This is a genomic window from Hymenobacter sp. BRD67 (genome assembly GCF_013256425.1).
GTDB lineage: Bacteria > Bacteroidota > Bacteroidia > Cytophagales > Hymenobacteraceae > Hymenobacter.
Genome location: NZ_CP053904.1, coordinates 4,044,159 through 4,058,394, shown reverse-complemented (window position 1 = coordinate 4,058,394; position 14,236 = coordinate 4,044,159). Strand labels below are relative to the sequence as shown.

Annotated in this window: 16 protein-coding genes; 6 read left to right on the top strand and 10 right to left on the bottom strand. The window is 60.5% G+C overall.

Annotated elements, in window-relative coordinates; genetic code table 11:
• Window positions 1-33: 33 nt before the first annotated feature.
• From GKZ67_RS18980 to GKZ67_RS18970, 3 genes are all read left to right on the top strand, one after another.
• Window positions 34-1,644: an acyl-CoA synthetase gene (locus tag GKZ67_RS18980; protein WP_217278636.1), complete on the top strand. Its 1,611-nt coding sequence runs from the start codon at window positions 34-36 to the stop codon at window positions 1,642-1,644.
• A 190-nt stretch (window positions 1,645-1,834) separates the two neighbouring features.
• Window positions 1,835-3,637: a hypothetical protein gene (locus GKZ67_RS18975; protein WP_173245567.1), complete on the top strand. Its 1,803-nt coding sequence runs from the start codon at window positions 1,835-1,837 to the stop codon at window positions 3,635-3,637.
• A gap of 26 nt (window positions 3,638-3,663) precedes the next feature.
• The gene (locus tag GKZ67_RS18970) at window positions 3,664-4,188 is read left to right on the top strand and encodes a mechanosensitive ion channel family protein (RefSeq protein ID WP_254244941.1); all 525 of its coding nucleotides are present in this window, start codon (window positions 3,664-3,666) and stop codon (window positions 4,186-4,188) included.
• A gap of 88 nt (window positions 4,189-4,276) precedes the next feature.
• Here GKZ67_RS18970 and GKZ67_RS18965 read toward each other — a convergent pair whose 3' ends face one another.
• Window positions 4,277-4,879, bottom strand: a complete 603-nt coding sequence (locus GKZ67_RS18965) for a DUF4136 domain-containing protein (protein WP_173245561.1) — start codon at window positions 4,877-4,879, stop codon at window positions 4,277-4,279.
• A 167-nt stretch (window positions 4,880-5,046) separates the two neighbouring features.
• Here GKZ67_RS18965 and GKZ67_RS18960 point away from each other — a divergent pair, with 167 nt between their 5' ends.
• Window positions 5,047-6,378: an NAD(P)/FAD-dependent oxidoreductase gene (locus GKZ67_RS18960; protein ID WP_173245558.1), complete on the top strand. Its 1,332-nt coding sequence runs from the start codon at window positions 5,047-5,049 to the stop codon at window positions 6,376-6,378.
• Between the two features lie 51 nt (window positions 6,379-6,429).
• Window positions 6,430-6,915 carry a DUF2721 domain-containing protein gene (locus GKZ67_RS18955; RefSeq protein WP_173245555.1) on the top strand — a complete coding sequence of 162 codons (486 nt, stop codon included), beginning with the start codon at window positions 6,430-6,432 and terminating at the stop codon, window positions 6,913-6,915.
• Between the two features lie 7 nt (window positions 6,916-6,922).
• Here the strand turns inward: GKZ67_RS18955 and GKZ67_RS23920 are convergent, their stop codons facing one another.
• The 3 genes from GKZ67_RS23920 to GKZ67_RS23910 are packed head-to-tail and all read right to left on the bottom strand — an operon-like array spanning window position 6,923 to window position 9,833.
• On the bottom strand, window positions 6,923-8,263 hold the full coding sequence (locus tag GKZ67_RS23920) for a hypothetical protein (protein WP_254244940.1): 1,341 nt from the start codon (window positions 8,261-8,263) through the stop codon (window positions 6,923-6,925).
• A 14-nt stretch (window positions 8,264-8,277) separates the two neighbouring features.
• Window positions 8,278-8,721: a WD40 repeat domain-containing protein gene (locus tag GKZ67_RS23915; protein ID WP_254244939.1), complete on the bottom strand. Its 444-nt coding sequence runs from the start codon at window positions 8,719-8,721 to the stop codon at window positions 8,278-8,280.
• Window positions 8,667-9,833 (bottom strand): hypothetical protein, encoded by a 1,167-nt coding sequence (locus GKZ67_RS23910; protein ID WP_254244938.1) that lies wholly within the window; start codon window positions 9,831-9,833, stop codon window positions 8,667-8,669. Before GKZ67_RS23910 ends, GKZ67_RS23915 begins: the two co-directional genes overlap by 55 nt.
• A 108-nt stretch (window positions 9,834-9,941) precedes the next feature.
• Between GKZ67_RS23910 and GKZ67_RS18945 the strand changes: the two genes are divergently transcribed.
• Window positions 9,942-10,481, top strand: coding sequence for a YceI family protein (locus GKZ67_RS18945; RefSeq protein WP_173245552.1), 540 nt, complete (start codon window positions 9,942-9,944; stop codon window positions 10,479-10,481).
• A gap of 96 nt (window positions 10,482-10,577) precedes the next feature.
• Here the strand turns inward: GKZ67_RS18945 and GKZ67_RS18940 are convergent, their stop codons facing one another.
• From GKZ67_RS18940 to GKZ67_RS18915, 6 genes are all read right to left on the bottom strand, one after another.
• Window positions 10,578-10,859, bottom strand: a complete 282-nt coding sequence (locus GKZ67_RS18940) for a hypothetical protein (protein WP_173245549.1) — start codon at window positions 10,857-10,859, stop codon at window positions 10,578-10,580.
• Entirely contained in the window at window positions 10,814-11,005 is a 192-nt protein-coding gene (locus GKZ67_RS18935; RefSeq protein ID WP_173245546.1) for a hypothetical protein, read from the bottom strand. The genes GKZ67_RS18940 and GKZ67_RS18935 overlap by 46 nt, the downstream gene beginning before the upstream one ends.
• A gap of 69 nt (window positions 11,006-11,074) precedes the next feature.
• Window positions 11,075-11,458, bottom strand: coding sequence for a DMT family transporter (locus GKZ67_RS18930; RefSeq protein WP_151086885.1), 384 nt, complete (start codon window positions 11,456-11,458; stop codon window positions 11,075-11,077).
• The gene (locus tag GKZ67_RS18925; RefSeq protein WP_173245543.1) at window positions 11,455-12,498 is read right to left on the bottom strand and encodes a sterol desaturase family protein; all 1,044 of its coding nucleotides are present in this window, start codon (window positions 12,496-12,498) and stop codon (window positions 11,455-11,457) included. Before GKZ67_RS18925 ends, GKZ67_RS18930 begins: the two co-directional genes overlap by 4 nt.
• 235 nt (window positions 12,499-12,733) lie before the next feature.
• Window positions 12,734-13,618, bottom strand: coding sequence for an N-acetylneuraminate synthase family protein (locus tag GKZ67_RS18920; RefSeq protein WP_173245540.1), 885 nt, complete (start codon window positions 13,616-13,618; stop codon window positions 12,734-12,736).
• 58 nt (window positions 13,619-13,676) lie between these two features.
• Window positions 13,677-14,210 (bottom strand): KdsC family phosphatase, encoded by a 534-nt coding sequence (locus GKZ67_RS18915; protein ID WP_173245537.1) that lies wholly within the window; start codon window positions 14,208-14,210, stop codon window positions 13,677-13,679.
• Between the last annotated feature and the right edge of the window lie 26 nt (window positions 14,211-14,236).

Sequence of the window (14,236 nt, the reverse complement as noted above, 5' to 3'; positions counted from 1 at the left end):
TCACGGCGCTTAGCCTTTTACCTGCTGTCACTTATGCAAGCTTATTTCCGGCATTTCCAGCGCATAGCCGAAGCCGGCACGTACCACGAGCTGGATACGCTGCCCATTCCGCAGCCAGCTTTTTTCAACTGGACCGCCGACATCTTCGAAGGCCTGCACGTGGCCGCTCATCCCGACAAGCCCGCCCTGGTACTCGCCGATGATGCTGGCCACCAGGAAATAACGTACGCCGAGCTGGCCGCTCGTGCCAACCGCCTACTCAATTTCTGGCGCGCCGCCGGTGTCCAGGCCACGCAGGCCGTGCTGATGATGATGCCCGTGTGTGCCGAGCTGTGGGATACCTACGTAGCCGGTATCAAAGGCGGGCAGCTCCTGATTCCGGCCGCCAGCGTGCTCACGGCCAAGGATTTGGAATATAGGTTTAGCAAGCTATTGCCCGCAGTGGTGGTGGCCGACCCCGAGAATGCCGCTAAAATTGACGCGGCCGAGCAGGCGCTGGGCCAGCCCATCCGGCTGAAGATGCTGGTGGGCGGCCCGGACCGGCCGGGCTGGGTAGGCTTTGCGGGTACGGCCGCCCGGCCCGCTGTTGCCCAGGCAGCCCCTACCCGGCCCGACGACCCGCTGTTTCTATTCTTCACCTCGGGCACTACAGGCTTACCCAAAGTAGTGACGCACACGCATTTTTCGTATCCGGTGGGCCACCTCAGCACGGCTGCCTGGATTGGCCTGCGCCCCTCCGACCGGCACTGCAACATCTCGCAGTCGGGCTGGGCAAAGTTTGCCTGGAGCAGCTTTTTTGCGCCGCTCAGCGTGGGCGCGACGCTGGTTGCCTACCAGGGCAGCGGGCGCTTTGCGGCAGCTCCGCTGCTGGCCGCGCTGGCCCGTGAGCAGGTAACTACGTTTTGCGCGCCGCCTACCGTTCTCCGGTTGCTTATTCTGGAAGACCTGGCCGCCTATAAGTTTACCTTTCGCGAGTGCGTGAGTGCGGGCGAGCCGCTGAACCCCGAGGTGATTGAGGCCTGGCAGCGGGGCACGGGCAGGTTGCTGCGCGACGGCTACGGCCAGACCGAAAGCACGGCCATGATTTATAACCTGCCCGGCAGCGCCGTGCGCCTGGGCAGCATGGGCAAGCCGTCGTTTATGTACCGCATTGCCATTGCCGACGAGGAGGGCACCCTTCAACCCGACCTGGCCGAAGGTCATATCGTGGTGCATACCAACACGGACCAGCCGAATGGCTTATTTAAGGAGTATTATGGTGAGCCCGAGCGCCGGGCCAGCGTATTTCGGCACGACCTGTACTATACCGGCGACAAGGCCTACCGAGATGCCGACGGCTACCTCTGGTTTGTGGGCCGCGACGATGATGTGATAAAGTCGAGCGATTACCGTGTGGGGCCGTTTGAGGTCGAGAGTGCGCTTATCGAGCACCCGGCCGTAATAGAAGCCGCCGTGGTGGGCGTGCCGCACCCCATCAAAGGACACGAAATCAAAGCTTTTGTACTGCTCAGGCCGGGTATCGACGGCACTGCTGAGCTGGCGCAGGAGCTATTTGCGTTCAGCCGCGAGCAGCTCTCGCCCTACAAGATGCCCGCGTGCTGGAGTTTGTGGCCGAGCTGCCCAAGACCATCAGCGGTAAAATAAGGCGGGTGGAGCTGCGGGCTCGGGCCGCCGAGCCCCGGCACGAGGCCGCCGGAGCAACAGAGTTTTTTTACGTACCTGACCAAGCGCGCTAACTACGGAAGCGGCGCCAGTCGGTGCCTGTATAAGTTTGCTTCGACCTTCTCTCCATGTTTTTTTCGGAATACTTTCTGGCAGCCTGCCGGCCAGGCTTATGCCTGCCGCCTGGCTGCTGCGCTGGCGCGTTAGTTTTGGCATCGTGCTGGTAAGCCTGCTAAGCGTAGGCGACGGGGCCGCCCAGGCGCACCGCCCGGCACAGCCCGCCGACTCAACCAAAGCCGGTGTTGACCTGGATGGCTCAGAACGGCTGGAATCGGCGTACCTCACCCTCGATGCGCTCACAAGCCAGACCTACAACTTATTTGATACCAAGCCCATCGCCACCGAATTGCCCGAGCTGGCCGAAAACCTGCACGCAATCCGGCACAGCGTGGCCGAAACCGGCCGGGTGTTCGATGTGAAGCAGGTGCAGATGTGCCAGCTGATGCTCGACAATATTCAGCAACAGCTTACTGCCTGGCGGACTGAGCTTAGCCTGGCGCGGCAGCAGTACAGCGCCGTGCAAAGCCGCCTGAAGGCGCTGACGCTGCTACCAGTACTATCTTCTGCTGCTACCGACTCCAGCGCCACCCAAACGCTGGCCGAAGCCGATGCGGCGCTAAGCGCTAAAAAACAGCGCACAACCCGCGTGTTGGCGCAGCGCCTGCAAGCAGTGGCCCGGCTCCAGTCGCAGGTATCGACCAGCTATATCCAAACGCTGGAATTGCAGGACCAGGTAAGCGGGCAGCTGCGCGGGTTTGGGCGGCGCACCTTTGCCGGCCAATACCCCTATTTGTGGACGCGGGCGGCCCGCGAGGTGGTAGTGCCGCCCGTATCGCCGCACCTGCAGGAAGCCCGCCAGCGCATCATTGCCTTTTATTTTGGCACAAACTGGGACAACTGGGTTTACATGGCCCTGATGGGGCTGGTATTTTTTGGCTGGGTCACTTACAACTACCGCCGGGTACCGGCCCATGGCGAGCACTTGGCCTTGGCGCAGCCCTTGCGCTACCTACAGCCCTGGCCGCTGGCCGCCACCGGAGTCGTGATGTTTAGCCTGGCACCGGCCCTGGAGCTGCGCCCGCCGCCGGTGTATCTCGATGTGCTGCAGGGGCTGCTGCTGCTGGCCCTTACGGGCGTCTTTTGGCGCTCGTGGCCCCGCTCATCTTTTTGGTCTTGGCTGGCTTTGGTAGGCTTTTTCGCGGTACTGGCCGTTTCCAATGCCGGCGACGGGGCCAGCCTCGGTACCCGTGGCGGCTTACTGCTGCTCAATGGATTAGCGCCTTTCATCGGGGCCTATTTTTTACTCCGCATCCGACGGCGGGTGCAGCTGCCGCATTTTGTCGTTCCCATTACCTTCCTCTTCATTGGGCTGAATGTGGTAGCGGGCGGAGCCAATATCCTGGGCCGCTTAAGCCTAGCTAAGCTGCTGAGCACGGCCGCTATTTTTGGCCTCACCCAGGGCATTGGGCTGGCGGTGCTTATTCAGCTGCTTACCGAAGCCTTCCACCTGCAAATGCTGGCCAGCCGCAGCGTGGCCAATGGCCCCGGCTTCGACTACGATAAAATCGGGGCCAGCCTGATGCGCCTGCTCTCCGTAGTGGTGGGAGGCATGTGGCTGCTGGTTTTTACGGCCAACCTCGCGCTGCAAGGCGTGCTTTATAAGGCCATTAGCAACCTGCTCACGGCCCCACGGGTGCTAGGCAGCACGCAGTTTACGCTGGGCAACGTGGCACTGTTCTTTTTTATTCTCTACGTTTCGGCGCGGCTCCAGCAGTACATCGGCTACTTTTTTGGCGAAATCGGCGAAGAGGCTGATACCAACGCGCGCCACCGGGGCTCGTGGCTGGTAGCCCTGCGGCTGTTTCTGGTGCTGGTTGGAGTCGGCCTGGCCGTCACGGCTTCGGGCTACCCCTGAGCAAGATTGCCATTGTATTCGGGGCCTTGAGCGTCGGCATCGGCCTGGGCTTGCAAAGCATTGTCAACAATCTGGTATCGGGCATTATCCTCATTTTTGAGCGTCCCTTTCACGTAGGCGACTTTATCGAGGTGGCCGGCAAGTCGGGTCGGGTGCAGGATATCGGTATCCGCTCCAGCAAGCTCACTTCGCCCACGGGCTCCGAGATTATTGTGCCCAACGGCGACCTGCTGTCGAGCCACGTCATCAACTGGACCCGTACCAACGACCATATTCGCGTAGACCTGGCGCTGAAGCTGGCCCCCGGCACCGACCTCGAAACCGACCTGCAAACCGCCCGCGAGCAGATTCAGGAAGAAATCAAAAGCAGCCCCTACACCATGCCCAACCTGCCGCCCGAGATTTTGCTCAACGACATCAACGGCAAAGACTATGAGCTGAAAGTGCTGTTCTGGGTGATGAACATCCGGCAGGAGCAGCTCACCAAGAGCGAGATTCTGGCCGGCATCTACCGGCGCTTTATGGCCCACGGCCTGCAGCTGAGCAGCTGAGCAGTTGAGCGAGCACCGGCAGGCCTAAACGCAAACGTACCGCTGACCCTGAGGCCAGCGGTACGTTTTATATTAATTATTTACTATATTAAGACTTCTTATCGCCAGCCGGAAACTTATCCAGAATCTCCTTGGCGGCTTTGCTGAAGTCGCTGCCCAGCCGGGCAGGGTCATCGACCGGGTCGGTCATGGAGCCGCGCCACACGAGGTTATTGGTGCGGGCATCGATGAAGTCGAGCACCAGCGTGCCTTCGCGGTACTGCTCGGTGTGGGCCGTCTGGTAGTAGGCCGGCGTATACCAGGCGCCGTAGTTGATGGGTAAAAACCGGCCCCGGTACGACATGGCATACGGATAAGCATAGCCGGCCGGCGGCAGGTTGTCGGTCACGGTGCGCTCGGCCTCCTCTACGTAGGTATGGGTTGTGATGAGAAAGTCGGGGTTGCTGTCGACCTGCCGCAGCCCGCGCTTGGCCAGCTCGCCGGCAATAGCCTGCTTGATGTGGTCTTGGGCGATAGGGCTGCGCAGCAGCGGGTTGCGGTCGCCGTTGGTTTTCACTTCCGTATCGGCAAAGTCAAAGGTGCGGTACTTGCTGAAGTTAACATCGGCACGCTGCTCCACGTTGACGGCAGACGTGCAGGCGCTTAGCCCGGCTCCGCAGGCCAGGGCCAGGCCCAGCAGTAGGTTTTTCATAAGAAACAGGAAAAGGAAGAGAGGGTGAGCTAGCTACTACCGTATCCGGCGGGCCCGAGTTATGTCGAGCTTATCGGGGTGGGGCGGTCCAACGCGAAGCCGGGGCTGCCCGTATTGGCTGGCAATTGCCGGGCGGTGAGCCGCCGCGCCCGCATCTTTGCTTAATCATGGAAGGACTCACCAAAATTGAAGACCTGGGTAAGCCCCGCGTTGTTATCGTGGGCGGCGGCTTTGGCGGACTAGCGCTGGCCAAGGCCCTGGCCGATGCGCCGGTACAGGTAGTGCTCATCGATAAGCAGAACTATCACGCCTTCCAGCCGCTTCTCTACCAAGTGGCTACGGCCGGGCTCGATGCCGACAGCATTGTGTCGCCGTTTCGCAAGATTTTGAGTGAGCAGGAGAACTTTTACTTCCGGCTGGCCGAAGTGAAGTCGATAGACGCTACGGCGCAGGTAGTCGAAACCACCATCGGGCTACTGCGCTTCGACTACCTGGTGCTGGCTACCGGCGCCACGTCCAACTACTTTGGCGACAAGGAGATGGAGCGCAACTCTATCAGCCTCAAGAGCGTCAGCGATGCCATTGAGCTGCGCAACACACTGCTTTCCAACTTCGAGCAGGCGCTGCAAATTGGCGATGTGGAGCAGCTCAACAGCCTGCTCGACTTTGTGATTGTGGGTGGCGGGCCCACGGGCGTCGAAATGGCCGGCGCGCTGAGCGAGCTGCGGGCCCACGTATTTCCGCGCGATTACCGCGAGCTGGATTTCAAGGAGATGGACATCCATCTTATCCAGAGCGGGCCGGTGCTGCTGAAAGGCATGTCGGCCGAAGCCTCGGCCAAATCGCTCGAATACCTGAAGGATTTGGGAGTGCAGGTGTGGCTCGATAACCGGGTGACGTCGTACGACGGCTACACCGTGACGCTCAAAAGCGGCGACAAGCTCATCACGCGCACCCTCATCTGGGCGGCGGGCGTTACGGGCGCTCCGGTGGCGGGCCTCGACCCGGCGGCGCTGCTGCGCTCCAACCGCTACCAGGTAGATGAGTTTAACCGGGTGGCGGGCTACACCAGTATATTCGCCATTGGCGATATTGCCCAGATGGCCACGCCCGCCTATCCTGAAGGCCACCCGCAAGTGGCGCAGCCCGCTATTCAGCAAGGCGTGGCGCTGGGGGCAAATATCAAGCGGGCCATTGCCGGGCAGCCGATGCAGCCCTTCGTTTACGACGACAAGGGGGCAATGGCCACCATCGGCCGGCACCGTGCGGTGGCCGACATTCAGCTGTTTGGCAAGCAATATCACCTCACGGGCTGGCTTGGCTGGCTCACCTGGAGCTTTATTCACGTGCTGGCCCTGGTGAGCTTCCGCAACCGCCTAGCCGTATTCCTGACCTGGGCCTGGAACTACGTAACCCAGGACAAAGGCATGCGCTACATCATCGGCAAAACGAAGTCGCGGCTCAAAGAGCGGGAAGTAGAGGAAAAAGCGATTGTGTAGGCCCGCTGGCGCGGGCTGCCCCACCACTCAACGTATCTCTGCTCTGCTGCTATGGCCAATCTTTCCGGCACGCTCTCGATTCTCTCGGCCATGTTTACGCCGGCCATTCTGGTGTCGGCGTGCGGCTCGCTTATTCTTACTACCTCGCAGCGCCTGAGCCGTAGCCTCGACCGGCAGCGCGAAGTGGCCCAGCAGCTGCGCCAGAACCAGCAGCTGGCGGCTACGTCAACGCCCGACCCGGCCGAGCGCGCGCACCTCGCCCAGCAGCTTGTATTTGCCGCCCGGCGCGCCCGGCTGCTTCAGCAAGCCATGACCGGCCTGCACCTGACGCTCAGCATATTCATTGCCAGCATTTTCAGCATCGGGGTCTTTGAGCTGGTCAACAGCTCGGCTACCTGGATAATCGCGCTGCTGAGCGTGCTCGGAGCCACACTGCTCCTGTTTTCGAGCGTGCTGCTGATAAAGGAGTCGGCCCTGGCCCGAGCCGACGTAGCCGAGGAAACCGCCTACCTCATCCGGCTTGCGCCCCCGGCGTAGCCCGGCCTCACAGCCGCACATTAAACGCCAGCGGCTGCACTACCCAGCCCTGCAAAAAGCTGCTGTACGCCACCCTTACCCCGGCCTCAATGGGCGTGCGCAGGTGAAAGACATTGAACAGAGCCATCAAATCGGCGCCGCTATTGCAGTAGTTTATGGTGGCCTGCTGCCGCAGCAGCTGGCCCTGCGCCACATCCACAAACGCCGTAGCCCGTAGGCGCTGCACGTACAGCACCCGCCCCACCGACCAGTGCACAAAGGCCAGCGGCAGGTAATAATCGGCACTGCCCACGGCCAGGCGGTCGAAGCTGACGTAGCTGGTTTCGGCCCGCGGAAAAGAGATAGCTGCCGCAAAACTGTACTGGTTCTGCTGCTGGTACTGGTAGCCGCCGCGCAGCCGCAGCGCCTGGTGCGCGGCCAGGCCCGGCAGGTACACTGCCGCCTGCACGCCTACCTGCGTCGCCTGTAGGTTGGTAGTGAAAGGCGTGGTGCGATACGTAGCCAGCAGCGTAGCCCCGCCACGCGGAGCCACGTCGCGGGCACTCTGCTTGAGCTGACTGGCATAGCTCAGACTGGCTTGAATGGCGTGCAGCGGCGTAGTCGGGCCGGTTTCGCTGATACTGCGAAAGGTCGGCTCGTAGTTATACACCTGCTCGTGCAGGTAATACGCGCCCAGCGTAAGCGCCTGCAAATATTTGGAGCGCGTGAGCACCAGCGGAATACGCACCCCGGCCAGCAGGCGGGCATACTGCCACCGGGTAGTGCGCAGGCTATCGAGCGGATTGCTGCGGCTCTGGTTGCGGTCGAAGTAGCGCGCCGCGTTACGCCCGCCGTAAGTCGCCTCTACATCCAGCACCGGAAAGCGCCCCTGATAGCTGAGGGCAGTGGTCGCGGCCAGTGTGCGCTCGGTCTGGTCAAAGCTCAGCCCGGCAAATAGCTGGGTGGTGCTTAAAAAATCCTGCGAGCGCAGCCCTGCGCTCACCGTGCTGCCGGCCGGGCTCTGCACCACCCCGTAGCTAAACACCCGGAAGGCGTGCGCCAGCGGATGGTAGCGCCGCACCCCGTAGCGCGGTCCCGCCGAGTCGGGCGAAGCCAGCAGCTTGCGCATACGCGCCGCGCCGGGCTCGCCGGCCGTCAGGGCATCGGCGTAGGGCTCGGGCTCATCGGTGCGGGCCGGCGCAGCAAGGGCCGTCCAGGTAGCCGGGTCAAGGGGCATTTCGACCACGCGGGCTCCGGTGGCGCGGTAGTCGTGCAGCGCCAGGTGGCGGCCATCGGGAGCCACTGCGGCGTGGTAGGCGCCCACCGGCCGGCTGGTTACCTGGTAGGTTTGGCCGGTATTGAGGCGCACGGCATAGATATTATCTACCCCGACTGGGGCGAATTGTACAGCACGTAGTCGCCCCAGGGCTGCGGATTAGCCAGGTTGACATTGGCCACCGGCAGCAGGTTGGCCGACTGCCCGGTGGTAGTGTCGAGCAGCTTCAGGGTTTTGCCGGCGGCGCTGAGCGCCACCACTACCACGCGGCGGCCATCGGGCGTGAAGCGCGGCTGCTGGTAAAAATCATTGTGCGGGTTGGGCAGCGTAGTGATAACAGCGCCGTTCGTGGCATCCAGAATTACCAGCGCGTGGTGATAGGCCTCGTCGGTGCGCACGGCCACCAGGCGTGCCCCATCAGGTGAGAGGGCGGCCGCTGCGTAGCGCTGGCCCTTGCCCAGGCGCCTGAGGCGGCCGGCAGCAAGGTCAAGTATCTTTAATTCTGAATATATTTGCTGCCCCAGCGGGGATTTTGCCGAAATTCGGGCCACACGGCCCTGCCGCCACCCACCGACAGCATCTCCGGAATATTGAGCGAGCCCACCGTAAACACCCGGCGCTCACGCCCGTGGCGGCCCAGCAGCACCAGGCGCTGAATGTCGCCGAGGCCGCTTTTCAGGGCCAGCACCGTGCTGTCATTCACGTACTGCGGGTATTGATACTGCGTAAATACCCGCGTTACGGCCTGGCCGGCCAGCTCGTGCACCGGCGGGAAAGCCGGCTCCCTGGCAAGGCGCGCAGCCTGGGCCCCGCGCCAGGTCGAGTCCAGCTCGTGCATAGTGCGGGCGTAGAGGTCCTCGACGCGCAGGCCGGTGGTTCGCCGCAGGCTGTTGGAAAAGGAAAAGGGATAAAACGGAAACCGGTAGTACTGGTCCAGCACTCGGCTCCATACATCGGGGCCGTAGTGTGCTTTGGCATAAGAAGTTAAATAATAGCCCAACACGTACCAGTCGGGCACGTTGTCGCGCAGCGAGCCATTTACCGCCTTTTGATAAGAATACAGCCGCCCATCGAGCAGATTGGCCCGTAAGCCCACGCCAAAATACGGAATACGCCCGCGCCCGCTGCGCGTCAGCGCCGTTTCGGAGCCCACCGCGTCGCCCTCAAAAAACCACTGCGGCACGCCCACCGCCGCCACGCCCAGCCCGCCATTGCCCAGCAGCGGCACCACCACCCGCCCAAAGCCCTGTCGCGCCTTGTCGAACTGGTTGACGTGCCGAAACTCGTGCACCACCAGCCCATCGAGCCAGTCGACGGTGCCCAGGCCCTGGCCCTGGTCGGGGGTAGTAAAAAACTCGGCGTGGCGCGGCAAAAACGTCACGAACGCGTTGCTGACCGTTGTCTGGTTTTGCATCACCACCGCAATGGGCCGGGCCTGCACGCCCAGCGTGCTGCCCTCGGGACTCTGCACAGCCTCCAGCCGCCCGGCCGTGCGCTGGGCCGCCGAATCTAGCCCCGCCGGGTACAACACCCGAAAGTGCGGGCTGCGAAGCTCCTGCCAACGCAGCGCCGGCGGGTTTTGGCTGATGATGGGCAAACTCTGGGCAAAAGCCCCACTACTGGTAAACAGTCCTAAAAATAGCCCCGCAAGCAATTTTCGCATGGGGGCAAGTTACAGTAGGCAAGTGAAATGAAATAATTGATGTTGGTACATGATTTAGGAAAAAGGGTGTATATTTGTCAAACGTTTCACCCTTTTCTCCTTTTCAGCATGGCTACTACCAAATGGGTCCTGGACCCGATGCACTCCGAAGTGCAGTTTAAAATCAAGCACCTGGTGATTTCTACCGTTACCGGCTCGTTCAAAACGTTCCAGGGTACGGCTCAGACCGAGGGCGACGATTTCTCAAACGCGCAGATTGAGTTTTCGCTTGATGTGAACAGCGTTGACACGAATCAGGAGCAGCGCGACCAGCACCTGAAAGGCGAAGACTTCTTCAACGCCGCGCAGTATCCGCAGATTAAGTTTGAGTCGACTTCGTTTACCAAAACGAGCGGTAATGAGTACAAGCTTGTGGGCAACCTCACCATGAAGGACGTCACCAAGCCCGTCACGCTCGACGTGGAATATGGCGGCACGGCCGTCGATTTCTACGGCAATACCAAGGCCGGCTTCGAAATCACAGGTAAAGTAAACCGTAAGGAATACGGCCTGACCTGGGGCGGCATCACCGAAGCCGGCGCCATTGTGCTCGGCGACGACGTGAAGCTGACCATCAACGTGCAGTTTGCCAAGCAGGCCGCGGCTTAATTTGCCCGCCTGCGCCCTATATAACAAAAGGCTGCCTCTTACGGGGCAGCCTTTTGTTATATAGTATTTTTATTATACAATAACTTCTTCCTTACGCTAAGCCAATACCTTGGCGGCCTGCTGCGCATCGCGCAGCCAGTGGCGGGCCTCGGTGCGGCTGCCGAAGATGCGCATCTGAAAGCTGGTGCCAATGCTGGTATACATGGCTTCGGCCGAAAGAGCAGCAAACGACTCGGAGCTGACGACGTGCGCGAAGTGCGTGAGGCCCAGGGCAATGGCGCGGGGCGTCCAGTCTTCGGAAATCCAGGCCACAGCGTGGTCCCAGGGCCCCATCAGGTTGGTATTGTCGTTGAGCAGGTAGGGACACTTGTAGCGCACCAGCTCATCGAGGTAGGCGTTGGCCCGAGCATGATGCTTTCGAGCGTTTGGTACCCCTGCCAATCATTGTAAATGAGGTGGTTGGCGCGGTCATACTCAATAGACAGCGATACCTTGCCAAATATGTTGTGCAGGTCCTTTTTCATAGCGGCGCGGTTATCCATCGCCAAAGGTAGCAGATGCAGCAGGCATTAACTACACATTAAATGAACTTATTATGAAGTTCGTTTCAGCCCGATGATGCCAACCAGAATGCACCCGATGTAGAAAACGTGCGCCCACTGGAAAGCCTCTTTGAGCACCAGCGTGTCCACGATTTTGATGCCTACCAGGGCGATGCCCATCCAGATAGCGAAGGCCGTGGAGGCGGGTATTACGTTGAGGGCCTTGGAGAAAAAGAATACGTTGGCCACACCGAAGCCCACGTAGCCGATAGCCGGCAGCAAGGTAGTAATACCAGCCGGAGCGGCGAAGAAATGCGACCAGTCGATGGCCTTAATCTTGGCCACACTCGTGTATTTGAGGCTGTAGTTCCAGCACACTTCCATTACGGAAGCCAGCAGCAGGTAAAGCCAGGCGGGGTTGAAGCTGAAAGTCAAGAGGCGGCAGTGGCAACGGGGCGAGAAGAATCGGCAGAAGCAGAAGCAACGGGTGCAGCCCCGGAAGGGTTGCCACCGGGGCGCGGGGCCGGCACAGTAGTATGCACCTGCTCGGGCACCTCCCAGCCCTGCAATACTTTGGCGGCCGGCATTCGGCTGCCAAGCCAGCCCAGTACGCGCCAGCGCAGGCCGTGGTAATAGCGAAACAGCTTTGATTTTTCGGCTAGCGCTGCCTCATCGAAGCGAACTACCGAAAAGGCATGCTGGGCAAAATAGTCTTTCGGAAAGGCATAGGGCAGGCCCCAACGCTCGGGCTTGCGGTTATGGGGCAAAAAAGCGGTGCCAAACAGCCAGTCCCAGACCGCGAACTTGGTCGAGAAGTTGGCATAGTACACCTCCTCGTGGTCGGCGTGGTGCCAGAGGTGCATCTCGGGACCATTGATAACATACTGGAGCTTACCCGATTTCACGTCGATGTTGGCATGAATGTACATGCCCCAAACTGCATCAATCAGCGCCTTAATGGGCACCACTATCGGGTTGGCACCCAGTAAAATAATGGGCGCAAACTCAATGGTCTGATTGATGACAATCTCCATGATGTGCGAGCGCGAGCCGGCCAGCCAGTCTACCTGCTTGCCCGAGTGGTGCGCCTCGTGGGTGCGCCAAAAAAACGCGCTGCTGTGCTGAAAGCGGTGAAACCAATAGATGTAAAAGTCGTGGGTTATTACAAAAAAGCCTACTTGCGCCGCCACCGGCCAGCTACTCACCAGGTGAAACCGCGCCCCAAAGTGCGCGGCCAGCGGCGCAATGATGAATCCGAAAATCAGGATTTGCAGAAAATAGCTCTGCACCAGCGTGTACCAGAACAAGTCGACGAACAAGCCCTCGCGGAAAAATGGCAGGCCCTTGCGGTACGGAAACCGGCGCTCCAGCACCAGCAGCACTACCACGGCCAGCAGCAGTATCGGCGTAGTAATGAAGGTAGTGCGCCCTACGGCGTTGAGGCTGTGATAAAACTCGCTTATCGACGCTAACATAGCAACTAAACTACGTGATAACTATGGGCCTAACTGCCGGGCGCACTGGAATGTTCGCCTGGTGGCCAGGGAATAGGCTTTGCTGTAAAAATAAGAACGCTCTAAATAAGAACGCCATGCTGAGCTTGCCGAAGCATCTCGCTCGCGCCGTATAGAGTAGTAATTCTAACGGCGCGGTAGAGATGCTTCGGCAAGCTCAGCATGACGTTCTTTTTAACCTCAGGATTAAAGCGCTCTACGCGGCCGACACCTCGCGGCGCAGGCGACGCAGGGGCTCTTTCTCGCTTTCGTACACCACCTTCACCCCGTCGCCGAGGCCGGCTTCGGTGTCGCGGATGTCGCGCACGAGTTTGGCCATGCCGCCGGGCTCTACGCTGGCCGCGTGGTCGGAACCCCACATGGCGCGGTCGAGGGTAAAGTGGCGCTCCACAAACGTGGCACCCAGCGCCACGGCCGTGACGGTAGTGCTCAGGCCGGTTTCGTGGCCCGAGTAGCCGATGGGCGTACCCGGAAACTGGGCCATCAGGGTCTGCACCATGCGCAGGTTCAGCTCCTGAGGCGGGCAGGGGTAAGCCGAGGTGGAGTGCGCAATCATCAGGTTATCAAGCCCCACGTAGGCTACAGCGTCGGTGATTTCCTGCTGGGTGCTCATGCCGGTGCTCAGCATCAGCGGGCGGCCGGTGGCGCGCACGCGGTCGAGCAGGGGCTTGTCGGTGAGCGAAGCGGAGGCCATTTTGTAGAGCACCGGCTGAAACTGCTCCATGAAATCGACCGACGGCTCATCCCAGCACGAGGCAAACCAATCGATGCCGCGGGCCTTGCAGTAGTCGTCGATGGCCGTGTATTCTTCCTGGCCAAACTCCGTTTTGCGCTTGTAGTCGATGTAGCTCATGCGGCCCCAGGGGGTATCGCGCATTTTCTCCCACTGGTCTTTGGGTACGCACAGCTCGGGGGTGCGCTTCTGAAACTTCACGGCGTCGCAGCCGGCGGTTACGGCCGCGTCAATCAGCTGCTTGGCAATATCGAGCGAGCCGTTGTGGTTGATGCCGATTTCGGCAATGATGTAGCACGGCTGGCCGGGGCCGATAGCGCGGTTTTTCTTGATTTGAACGATACTCATTGGGTAGAATGAAGAGAAAATGAGTGGAAGAAATAGTCGGCGCGCCCACCGGTTAAAGTTATTCGGAATGTTCGTCGTGGGTGGCAGGCAGCCCGCCGGTCTGGCAGCTGATAATCAGCTCGGCCAGCTCGCGGAAAGCGCCGTGCCCGCCGTGCGCCTGGCAGCGGTAGTCGGCGGCGCGGCGGGCAAAAACCGTGGCATCGCCGGGGCAGGCCGCCAGACCTACCAGACCCAGGATTTCCACGTCGTTGGTATCATCGCCCAGAAAAGCGACCTGCTCGGCCGTGAGGCTGAGGCGAGTCAAAATCTCACTGAGCAAGGTAGCCTTGTCCTTGATGCCTAGGTGCAATTCGCTGATTTTCAGCTTATCGGCCCGCTTCTGCACCGAAGGTGAGCGCTCGCCGGTCACGATACCCGTTTCGACGCCCACGGCCCGCAGGCGCTCCACGCCCATGCCGTCGCGAATATTAAATCTTTTTAATACTTCACCACTTTCGCCGTAATATACGCCTCCATCGGTCAGCACGCCGTCGCAATCAGTAAGTAGCAGCTTGATGCGGCGGGCTTTGGCAGCCAGGTCAGCGTGCTTCATATAAAATTCTGGTGAAATAATAGTCG